This is a genomic window from Mameliella sp. AT18 (assembly GCF_028807275.1).
In the GTDB taxonomy this organism is placed as follows: Bacteria; Pseudomonadota; Alphaproteobacteria; order Rhodobacterales; family Rhodobacteraceae; genus Antarctobacter; species Antarctobacter albus.
This window is the reverse complement of sequence record NZ_JARAMO010000091.1, coordinates 1-9949: the sequence shown is the minus strand read 5'-3', so window position 1 is coordinate 9949 and position 9949 is coordinate 1. Positions and strand designations below refer to the sequence as shown.

Genomic DNA, 9949 nt, shown 5'->3' with positions numbered 1-9949 from the left:
CAACCAAATCAATGGGTCCTGACCCTAGGACAGTTAGGTCGTAGCTTACGTCACTGTCCGATTTTCGGGTGGGGCAGCCTGCGGGGCTGCCCTTTGCGTTGCGGCCAGCCGGGCGATCAGTCGGAAATCGCGCCGTTGTCCTGGGTGGTGATGCTGCCCAGGTAGGACAGGATGAATTCCTGCACGGTGCGGTCCTCGATCCCGACGTGGCGCATCTTGGTGCCGGGCATGAAGCCGTCGTTGTCTTCCATCCAGGCGCGCAGGGCGGCGGGCGTCCAGACGATGCCAGAGGCTTCGAGCGCGATGGAATAATCGTAGTCGGGATAGCTGCCCGCCGCGCGGCCGATGACATTTTCCAGCGGCGGCCCGTAAGAGGCATGGTCGGCATCGACCGCGTGGCAACGGCGGCATTCACTGTCGAACAGGGCCTTGCCGGCGGAAATCTTGATCTCGTCGAATGTGTCTGCGCAGGCCGGACCGGCGATGAGCGCGGCGGCGAGAATGAGGGCGGTCTTCATGTCTGGTCTCCAGTGAGGTGCGCGATTCCCTGGTCCTGGCGCGATCCTCTGCCGATCATGGGCAAAAGCCATCCGCTGCTTTGGTCGTATTCCTGCGTGTGCGCGGATTGATCATGATCAAGGACAAGACATCAGGCCGTCCCCGACCATGTGGGACCACGGCTTGTTGCCTTTCGGATTCCCGGCAAGGCGCCCGGACTCCCCAAGGGATCGTTGCCCGATGCGGCAAGGATCCTCCCTTAATTCGGAGCTTTGCGGGATGGCCGGCGCAGACCCTTGCTCTGCGTCGGTCCTTTCCCGAAAGGCAGATCTGTCCGCCGGTTCCGGCAGGTTCAGAAGAGGGGAGCGTATTTCCGGTTGTCGGCGTCGGGCGTGACCTCATCCAGGTCATAGCCCGCGCCCTGCAGCCGCCGGGCCACCGGCAGGCCCGCCTTGGCGGCGCGGTCCACCATCGCACGGCCCGTGGCCTCGTCCCGGGCGACACCATGCCCCCGGATCAGCGCCAGCCCGTAGTTGAACTGGCCCACAGGATCGCCCGCCTCGGCGGCGCGCCGGTCCCATTCGGCGGCGGCATCGGGATCGTACTCGCCGCCCAGGCCGTTGTTCTGCAACTGGCCCATCCATGTCATCGCCGCCGTGTAGCCGCCCTTTTCGGCGCACAGGCGAAAGATCTCTCGCGCGTCGGCGTGATCGCCCTTCTTGGTGAAGTGATAGCCCGAGGCGCAGGTGGTCATGTCGGCCTGTCCGCGCCGGATGTTGTCGATCACCCGGTCCATGCCCATCTCGGGCGGGTTGAGGGTGCCCAGGTCTTCCTCGGCCCAGGCGGGGGTGGCGATCACGGTGCAGATCGCCAGGATGGTGATGCGCATCGCATCCTCCTTTCAAGGGATCGCGGCGGTCTGCTCCGCCGCGATGTGATTTGACCTAGCGTGTCGGAGCGGCGTGGCCATCACCCGCTCGACATTCTGCGATCAGGGCCGCAGCGCCGCGCCCCAGGGGAAACGGCCCACCTTGATGGTCTTAATCGCCTCGCGCTTGGCCACGTCGATCACCGTCACGTCGCCGGAGACACCGTTGGTGGTGAACAGCAGCGACTTGTCGCTGTTGAAGGCCATGTGCCAGACACGGCGCCCGACCAGGATGTATTGCTCGACCTCGAAGGTCTCGGCGTTGACGACGGCGACGTGGTTGGACGGCCCCAAGGCGACAAAGGCGGTCTTTTCCTCGCCGTCGAACTCGAATCCCACGGGCTGCACGCGGTCGGGGTGCACGCCCTTGACGGCAAAGTCGATCTTGGCCAGCTCTGCCTTGGTCTCGACATCGAAGACGCTGACCGTACCGCCGATCTCGGCAGACACCCAGAGCTGCGTCCCCCCGGCGGCGAACTCGGCATGGCGGGGGCGCGAATCGACCAGCGTATTGGCGACCAGTTCGCGGGTCTCGGTGTCGATCCAGTGCGCCATGTTGGTGGTTTCCGACGTGGTGATTGCCAGCTTGCCATCGGGCGAGACGGCCATGCCCTCTGGCTCGATCCCCACGTCGATCTGGGCCACGACGGTGCGGCTGACCACGTCGACGACGGTGGTGATCGCGTCATCCTCGTTGGCGATGTAAAGGTGCCGGTTGTCCGGGTGCAGGACGAATTGCTCCGGGTCCTCGCCCGAGGGCAGGTCGAACAGGATCTCGCCGGTATCGGGGTCCATGACCTGCACCGTGTCGCTGTCCGAGGCGCAGATATAGACCACCTTGTGATCGTGGCTGAAGGTGATGCCGCGCGGGCGGTCGCCGGTGGGAATGGTGCGCACCACTTCGAGCGTGGCGACGTCGATCACGCTGATCGTGTCGTCCTTTTCGTTGGTGACCCAGATTTCCTCGGCGGTGACAGGCGCGCCCAGCAGGCAGGCGGCAAGGCAAGCGGTGAGGGTCTTGTGGGTATTTTTACCAAGAAGAAACATCATGTCGGTCCTCAATTGCCGAATGCCGTGCAATCGGATTCAGGGGCGTCGCGGCCCAGCGTGTCGAGTTCGTTGACCTGGTGCAGGAAACCCTCGAGCGGGGCCTGTGCCACCACGGCGCGTTGCGTGACCAGCGGAATCGGCTGGCGCAGCTGGCCGTTCCAGTCGCGGAACGACAGCGGGCGGCCCTTGAAGCCGGCCAGTTCGAAATCGGGGCCCAGCAGGTAAGCGCGCAGGGTCGCGGTGTCGGCGGCACCGGTGCGGGTGACGGCCTCGCCCACGGCGCGCACGGCGGCCCAGGCGGCGTAGTCGCGCGATTGCATCGGGCGCGCGGCCAGGTCGGTGAACCGCGATTGCAGCTGTGCCGCGCCCCATTGTTCCACGACCTGCGCCCAGGCCACGGGCACCAGCCCCTCGGAGCCGGCAACGGGGCGGGGTATCCAGGTGTTGTAGGCGATGTAGCGACCGAAATCATGGATCTCGTCGGCGATCAGCAGGACGTCATGCGCCTTGAGGTCCTGGGTGAAGAGCGGCACCTCCTGGCTGGCATTGCGGCGCATGTCGGCGTCGAAGGCCCAGGTCTTTTCCGCGGTCAGGCGCATTCCGAACTTGGCCAGGCTGGCGCGCAGGGATTCGGCAAAGGCGATGTCATCCGGGTGAGTGCCGGTGATCATGGCCAGGTCGTTCCAGCGGCGGTTCAGCAGGAACTGCGCCAGGGCATCTGTGCGCATGGCATTGCTGGGCAGGGTGTGCAGGAGGTTTGCCCGGCAGTCCGCGCCGCGCAGGCGGTCATCGGGGGCGGCGCTGTTGAAAATCAGCGCGCCCGCCGCCTCGGGCAGGTCCGCCAGGGCCAGCGCCGCATCGGCGGGGGCGTCGAGCACGATCAGGTCGGTGGTCGCCAGAGCGGCGCGCGCCGCCGCGGCCAGATCGCCGCCGATGGGCACCTCCGTCACCTCCAGCGTCCAGGTCTGGCCCATGAACCGGCCGGTCGTGGCATTGTCGGCGAGGCCCAGCTCGGCCCCCTTCAGGCCGAGGTCCTCGGGAATCGGATCGAGGTTGGACAGGACGGGGGGCTGTTCGACCTCTTGCCGGAGGTAGTGAATCGTAACGGACACGTCGGCAACAGCAGCCGACGTGCCAAGGCACAAGGCCAGAGCCAGGCGCAGCAACATCGTGAAATCCTCCCTTTGCCAAGAGAGTAGGCAGCGTATTTTCCAGCGGAATAGGACCTTGGTCGAGGTTCCGCGCGGCTTGGGACTTAGGTCCAATAGCTTCGGTGCGAGACGGCCCCCTAAGAAAAGGGCAATCGCACCGAGGAGGAAACACGCACATGACCCGCAAGACCACTGCACTGAGCCTGGCCTTGATGTTCGGCGCCACGATGGCGCTGTCGCATGGGGACGTTGCCCCCCAGCCCGTCAACACCGATGCCCTGCCCGAAGTGGGCGAGGAATGGCTGACCGAAAACCCCTACCGCGATCAGGGAGACGACGTTTACTGGACCGCCGTCGAGATCGGCGCATCCGGCTACAACCAGAACTGCGCGCGCTGCCACGGGCTCGAGGTGATCTCGGGCGGGTTGGCGCCCGACCTGCGCTTTCTCGAAGCCGAGGAATACGGCGACGAATGGTACATGGAACGGTTCATCCACGGCTATACCCAGAACGGCACCACCAAGATGCCGGCCTTTGGCGAACTCCTGGGCCAGAAGGCGGCCTGGGCAATCCGCACCTACATCGAGGCGCGGCCCGACGATGAACAGATGGCAGAGCTGACGCCCGAGCTGAAGGGCCTGCGCGACCAGCTGGCCGCCTGGTCCGAGGATGCCTCGGGTGCCGACCCGGACGGGATGAAGGCCAAGCTGGACGAGATCGCCGCCGGGATCGAGACGCTGAGCGGTGCACCCGTTGCCGACAGCGCGGCCTATCGGGCCTCGGCGCTGATCGACGGCACGACCGATGGCTATCGGCTGGCTGCCGAGGCGCTGACCATCGGCCTGTCGGCGGCGCACTGACATGATTGCAGCGCGCCCCCTGCTGAAACTGTGCCTGGTGGCCGGCCTCTGGGCCGGCATCGCGGGCGCCGTCGAGGCGCGCTGCGAGGACTGGGTGCCGCAACCGAAACCCCAGAACGCCAGCCGCGACATCGTCGGTCAGGACATCGACCAGATCATGGAGCGCGGCTGGATCGAATTTGCCGTCTACGAGGATTACCCGCCCTATTCCTTCGAAGAAAACGGCAAGCCGCGCGGCGTCGACATCGAGATCGGGCGCCTGATCGCCGAGGATCTCGGTGTCGCGCCGCGCTTCAAGTTCGTGTCGGCGGGTGAAAACCTGGATGCCGACCTGCGTAACTATCTCTGGAAGGGGCCCGTGGTGGGCGGTGCCGTGTCCAACGTGATGTTGCGCGTGCCCTATGACAGCGCCTTTACCTGCCGGGTCGAACAGGTGGCCTTTACCGGCCAATACCAGACCGAGGGGATCGCCATTGCCTATGACAAGGCGGCCTATCCCGAGGAAAAACCTGTTCCGGCCTATTTCCGCTTTGATACCGTGGCGGTGGAAAACGACTCGATTGCCGATTTCTACCTGACCTCGCTGGCGGGCGGGCAGCTGAACGCCAATATCCGGCGATTCCCAACCACCGCGCAGGCGATGGCGGCGCTGGCGGCGGGCGAGGTGAAGGCGGCGATGGGCCCGATGGCCCAGCTGGAATACGGCCTGACGGATGACCTGGCCGTGCACCAGCCGCCCTTGCCCGGCTTCGCGGTGGGCAAGTGGACCATCGGGCTGGGGGTTAATTTCCGTTATCGTCCGCTTGGTTACGCGGTGGACGATGCGATCTACGCGGCGCTCGACGATGGGCGTATCGCGGCGATTTTCGAAAGCTACGGGTTGAGTTTCACGCCACCTGAGCGTTGAGTGATCCATAGCGAGCACAGGAACGGGGCTGCCCCTGGGCGACCGTCAGAAGGAAGAGGGTTGAGAGATGCAGATGAGTGACAGCCGCGAGATCGCGGCCCCGCGCGACGTGGTGTGGCAGGCGATCCTCGATCCAGAGGTGCTGAAGGCCTGCGTGCCCGGCTGCACCGAGATGACCGGATCGGCCGAAGAGGGTTTCGAGGCGACGGTGGTGCAGAAGGTCGGCCCGGTGAAGGCGACCTTCAAGGGCCAGGTCACGCTGGCCGACATGGACAAGCCGAACTCGGTCACGCTGAACGGCGAAGGCAAGGGCGGCGCGGCGGGTTTCGCCAAGGGCGGCGCCAAGGTCGACCTGGCAGAGACCGCCGACGGCGGCACCCTGCTCAGCTACGAGGTCGAGGCCAAAGTCGGTGGCAAGCTGGCGCAGCTGGGCAGCCGGATCATCGACGGTTTCGCCAAGAAGATGGCCGACCAGTTCTTTCAGAACTTCCAGGACGCGGTCGAAGGCCCGGCCGACCCTGACGCCGCCGAGCCCGGCGCGGACGGCGACGAAACCCACAAGAAAGGCTGGTTCAAGCGGCTCGTGAAGGGCTGACCCAGCGACATCGAGATACCCAGACAAGACATTTTATCCAGGGAGGATAGCGATGGCAGAAGTAACGATGACGGTGAACGGGAAATCCGTCACCAAGTCGGTCAAGGGCAACACGCTGATGACCGAATTCCTGCGCGACGAACTGCGGTTGACCGGCACCCACGTGGGCTGTGACACCTCGCAGTGCGGCGCTTGCAACATCCACGTCAACGGCAATCTCGTGAAGGCCTGCACCATGTTCGCCGGCGAAGCCGACGGCGCCGAGGTTTCGACCATCGAGGGCCAGGCCAACGCGGACGGCTCGCTGAACGTGATCCAGCAGGCCTTCCAGGACCATCACGGCCTGCAGTGCGGATTCTGCACCCCGGGCATGGTCATGGCGGCGGCCTCGCTGCTCAAGCAGAACCCCAAGCCGACCGAGGCCGAGGTGCGCGACTATCTCGAAGGCAACATCTGCCGCTGCACCGGCTACCACAACATCGTCAAGGCGATCCTGGCCGCGTCCGGGCAGGATGTCTCGGGCATCGCCGCCGAGTGAATTGACCCCGTGGCAGGATGACCTGCCGCGCAACCGATTTCCGCAAGGTGGGTCATCGGCCCATCGACTTTAGGGAGGAATCCACATGCCCAAGGATCATGGCATTGGAGCAAGCCAGAAACGGCGCGAAGACGTCCGCTTTCTGACCGGCGCCGGCAATTACACCGACGACATCAACCTGCACGGACAGGCCTATGTCTACTTCCTGCGTTCCGACATGGCGCATGGCAAGATCAACAAGGTCGATACCGAAGAGGCATCGAAGATGCCCGGCGTCGTGCGCATCTTTACCGGCGCCGATTTCGAAGGCATCGGCGGTCTGCCCTGCGGCTGGCAGGTGACTGACAAGAACGGCGACCCGATGAAGGAACCGGCTCACCCGGTCCTGGCCCAGGGCAAGGTCCGTCACGTCGGCGACCCGATCGCCGCCGTTGTGGCCGAGAGCCTCGAAGAGGCGCGCACCGCCGCCGAGGCCATCGAGCTGGACATCGAGGAACTGCCCGCCGTCGTCGACATGAAGGCCGCGCTGGCCGATGGCGCCGCCAAGGTGCACGACGATCTGTCGGACAACCTCTGCTATGACTGGCAGTTCGGCACCGACACGGAAACCACCGACAAGGCCTTTGCCGAGGCGGCGCATGTGACCACGCTGGAGCTGGTCAACAACCGCCTGGTGGCCAACCCGATGGAGCCGCGCGTGGCCGTGGGCGACTATTCCCGCGCCAACGATGAATCCACGCTCTACACCACCTCGCAGAACCCGCATGTGATCCGCCTGCTGATGGGCGCCTTCGTCCTTGGCATCCCGGAACACAAGCTGCGCGTCGTGGCGCCCGACGTGGGCGGCGGCTTCGGCACCAAGATCTTCCACTACGCCGAAGAGGCCTTCTGCACCTTCGCGGCGCGGCAGGTGAACCGCCCGGTGAAGTGGACCTCGTCGCGCTCCGAGGCCTTCATGTCGGACGCGCATGGCCGCGACCACGTCACCAAGATCGAGCTGGCGCTGGATGCGGACAACAACTTTACCGCCGTGCGCACCGACACCTACGCCAACATGGGCGCCTACCTGTCGACCTTCTCGTCCTCCGTGCCGACCTGGCTGCACGGGACGCTGATGGCCGGCAACTACAAGACGCCCGCCGTTCAGGTGAACGTCAAGGCCGTCTTTACCACCACGGTTCCGGTCGATGCCTACCGCGGCGCCGGCCGCCCCGAGGCGACCTTCCAGCTGGAGCGTGTCATCGACAAGGCCGCGCGTGAGCTGGGCGTCGATCCGATCGCGCTGCGCCGCCAGAACTTCATCACCCAGTTCCCCTACGAGACCCCCGTTGCGGTGGCCTATGATACCGGGGACTACGAGGCCACGATGGCCAAGATGGAAGAGCTGATGGACATCCCCGGCTTCCCCGAGCGCCGCAAGGCGTCGGAGGCCAAAGGCAAGCTGCGCGGCCTGGGCGTCAACTGCTTCATCGAGGCCTGCGGCATCGCGCCGTCGAACCTCGTGGGCCAGCTGGGCGCGCGTGCGGGTCTGTATGACGCGGCGACCGTGCGGGTGAATGCCACCGGTTCGATCAGCGTCATGGTCGGCGCACACAGCCACGGCCAGGGCCATGAAACCGCCTTCCCGCAGGTGGTCGCGGAAATGCTGGGCATCGACGAATCGATGATCGACATCGTGCATGGCGACACCAGCAAGATCCCCTTCGGCATGGGCACCTACGGGTCCCGTTCCATCGCGGTCTGCGGCTCGGCAATGGTCCGCGCCACGGAGAAGATCATCAACAAGGCCAAGAAGATCGCCGCCCACCTGCTCGAGGCCGCGGAAACGGACATCGAGCTGAAGGACGGCCAGTTCTCGGTCGCGGGCACGGACAAGTCCGTGGCCTGGGGGGATGTGACGCTCGCCGCCTACGTGCCGCACAACTACCCGCTCGAGGACATCGAACCGGGCCTCGAGGAAACCGCCTTCTACGACCCCTCGAACTTCACCTACCCGGCGGGCGCCTATGCCTGCGAGGTCGAGCTTGACCCCGAGACCGGCGAAGTGACCATCGAGAAGTTCGTGTCGGCGGATGATTTCGGCAATGTCATCAACCCGATGATCGTCGAAGGCCAGGTGCATGGCGGCATCGCCCAGGGCATCGGCCAGGCGCTGCTGGAAAATTGCGCCTACGACGAGAACGGCCAGCTGCTGAGCGCGTCCTACATGGACTACGCGATGCCGCGCGCCGACGACCTGCCGCACATGGCGAACTACACGGTGGACCACTCCTGCCAGACGCCATGCACGCACAACCCGTTGGGTGTGAAGGGCTGCGGCGAGGCCGGGGCCATCGGCTCGCCGCCGACGGTCGTCAACGCGGTGATCGACGCGCTGCAGTCCGGCGGTCACAAGGTCGAGCACATCGACATGCCCGTGTCGCCCTCGCGCGTCTGGGCGGCGATGAACGGATAATCCCCGCCCCCGGCCCTGGATACAGGGCCGGGGGAGATCAACAGGAGGATATGAGATGTATTCATTCGACATGGTACGGCCCACCAGCGTGGCCGATGCGGTTTCGGCCCTGGGCCAGGACGAGGCGCAGGCCCTCGGTGGCGGCCAGACCCTGATCCCGACCCTGAAACAGCGCCTGGCGATGCCGTCCGTGCTGGTCAGCCTGTCCGGCATCGAAGAGATGAAGGGCGTCTGCCGCGAGGACAACGGCGACCTGACCATCGGCGGCGGCACCACCCATGCCACCGTCGCGGCCGAGGCGGCGGCGCATTACCCGGGGCTGGCCAAGCTGGCCGGTGGTATCGGCGATCCCGCGGTCCGCAACCGCGGCACCATCGGCGGGTCGCTGGCCAACAACGACCCGTCCGCCTGCTACCCGGCGGCGGCTCTGGGGTCGGGCGCGACCATCGTGACCAACACCCGCGAGATCGCGGCGGACGACTATTTCCAGGGCATGTTCACCACCGCCCTCGAAGAAGGCGAGATCATCACCTCGGTCCGGTTCCCGGTGCCGGAGGCGGCGGGCTACGCCAAGTTCGAACAGCCCGCCTCGCGTTTTGCGCTGACGGCTGTCTACGTGGCCAAATACGCCGACGGCGTGCGCGTCGCGGTCACGGGGGCGTCGGAAAACGGCGTCTTCCGCTGGACCGAGGCGGAACAGGCGCTGTCGTCCAACTTCTCGCCCGACGCGGTGGCCGGCCTGTCGGTGCCCGCCGACGGCATGATCTCGGACCTGCACGGCACGGGGGCCTATCGTGCCCACCTGGTTGGCGTGATGACCAAGCGCGCGGTCGCCGCGGCCAGCTGATCCAGCTGCAAGAGCTTCGAACCCCCGGTCCCTGGCCGGGGGTTTTTTCATGCCAGATGTTTCTTTGGGCCAAAAATACCTCCAGGGGAGGCGACCGAAGGGAGACGGGGGCAGCGCCCC

General features: G+C 65.8%; 10 protein-coding genes. 6 read left to right on the top strand and 4 right to left on the bottom strand.

Translation table 11 applies throughout. The features are described from left to right. Positions 1–116: 116 nt before the first annotated feature. The 4 genes from PVW46_RS13005 to PVW46_RS12990 form a co-directional block, all read right to left on the bottom strand. A complete protein-coding gene (locus PVW46_RS13005; RefSeq protein WP_069210430.1) occupies positions 117–518 on the bottom strand; it encodes a c-type cytochrome in 402 nt (133 codons plus the stop codon). Between the two features lie 332 nt (positions 519–850). Then, positions 851–1387, bottom strand: coding sequence for a tetratricopeptide repeat protein (locus PVW46_RS13000; protein ID WP_069210431.1), 537 nt, complete (start codon positions 1385–1387; stop codon positions 851–853). Positions 1388–1489: 102 nt separating this feature from the next. After that, positions 1490–2476 carry a YVTN family beta-propeller repeat protein gene (locus tag PVW46_RS12995; protein ID WP_232788169.1) on the bottom strand — a complete coding sequence of 329 codons (987 nt, stop codon included), beginning with the start codon at positions 2474–2476 and terminating at the stop codon, positions 1490–1492. A gap of 8 nt (positions 2477–2484) precedes the next feature. Continuing rightward, positions 2485–3645, bottom strand: a complete 1161-nt coding sequence (locus PVW46_RS12990; protein ID WP_069210432.1) for an ABC transporter substrate-binding protein — start codon at positions 3643–3645, stop codon at positions 2485–2487. 158 nt (positions 3646–3803) lie between these two features. On the opposite strand from PVW46_RS12990, the gene pedF reads away from it, so the two are divergent. The 6 genes from pedF to PVW46_RS12960 all read left to right on the top strand — a co-directional run bounded on the left by pedF (position 3804) and on the right by PVW46_RS12960 (position 9829). Then, positions 3804–4487, top strand: a complete 684-nt coding sequence (gene pedF / locus PVW46_RS12985; protein ID WP_069210433.1) for a cytochrome c-550 PedF — start codon at positions 3804–3806, stop codon at positions 4485–4487. A gap of 1 nt (position 4488) precedes the next feature. Next, entirely contained in the window at positions 4489–5394 is a 906-nt protein-coding gene (locus PVW46_RS12980; RefSeq protein WP_052244411.1) for a substrate-binding periplasmic protein, read from the top strand. Between the two features lie 67 nt (positions 5395–5461). Beyond that, complete coding sequence (locus tag PVW46_RS12975) at positions 5462–5989, top strand: SRPBCC family protein (RefSeq protein WP_043140260.1); 528 nt, start codon at positions 5462–5464, stop codon at positions 5987–5989. Positions 5990–6041: 52 nt separating this feature from the next. Further along, positions 6042–6527, top strand: a complete 486-nt coding sequence (locus PVW46_RS12970) for a (2Fe-2S)-binding protein (RefSeq protein ID WP_069210434.1) — start codon at positions 6042–6044, stop codon at positions 6525–6527. An 85-nt stretch (positions 6528–6612) separates the two neighbouring features. Beyond that, positions 6613–8982: a xanthine dehydrogenase family protein molybdopterin-binding subunit gene (locus PVW46_RS12965; RefSeq protein ID WP_074622016.1), complete on the top strand. Its 2370-nt coding sequence runs from the start codon at positions 6613–6615 to the stop codon at positions 8980–8982. Positions 8983–9037: 55 nt separating this feature from the next. Beyond that, positions 9038–9829 (top strand): FAD binding domain-containing protein, encoded by a 792-nt coding sequence (locus tag PVW46_RS12960; RefSeq protein WP_069210436.1) that lies wholly within the window; start codon positions 9038–9040, stop codon positions 9827–9829. Positions 9830–9949 lie beyond the last annotated feature (120 nt).

Bases quoted from the DNA above. Each gene is read 5' to 3' on its own strand.
- PVW46_RS13005 (WP_069210430.1), bottom strand. From the start codon at position 518: ATGAAGACCGCCCTCATTCTCGCCGCCGCGCTCATCGCCGGTCCGGCC.
- PVW46_RS13000 (WP_069210431.1), bottom strand. From the start codon at position 1,387: ATGCGCATCACCATCCTGGCGATCTGCACCGTGATCGCCACCCCCGCC.
- PVW46_RS12995 (WP_232788169.1), bottom strand. From the start codon at position 2,476: ATGATGTTTCTTCTTGGTAAAAATACCCACAAGACCCTCACCGCTTGC.
- PVW46_RS12990 (WP_069210432.1), bottom strand. From the start codon at position 3,645: ATGTTGCTGCGCCTGGCTCTGGCCTTGTGCCTTGGCACGTCGGCTGCT.
- pedF (WP_069210433.1), top strand. From the start codon at position 3,804: ATGACCCGCAAGACCACTGCACTGAGCCTGGCCTTGATGTTCGGCGCC.
- PVW46_RS12980 (WP_052244411.1), top strand. From the start codon at position 4,489: ATGATTGCAGCGCGCCCCCTGCTGAAACTGTGCCTGGTGGCCGGCCTC.
- PVW46_RS12975 (WP_043140260.1), top strand. From the start codon at position 5,462: ATGCAGATGAGTGACAGCCGCGAGATCGCGGCCCCGCGCGACGTGGTG.
- PVW46_RS12970 (WP_069210434.1), top strand. From the start codon at position 6,042: ATGGCAGAAGTAACGATGACGGTGAACGGGAAATCCGTCACCAAGTCG.
- PVW46_RS12965 (WP_074622016.1), top strand. From the start codon at position 6,613: ATGCCCAAGGATCATGGCATTGGAGCAAGCCAGAAACGGCGCGAAGAC.
- PVW46_RS12960 (WP_069210436.1), top strand. From the start codon at position 9,038: ATGTATTCATTCGACATGGTACGGCCCACCAGCGTGGCCGATGCGGTT.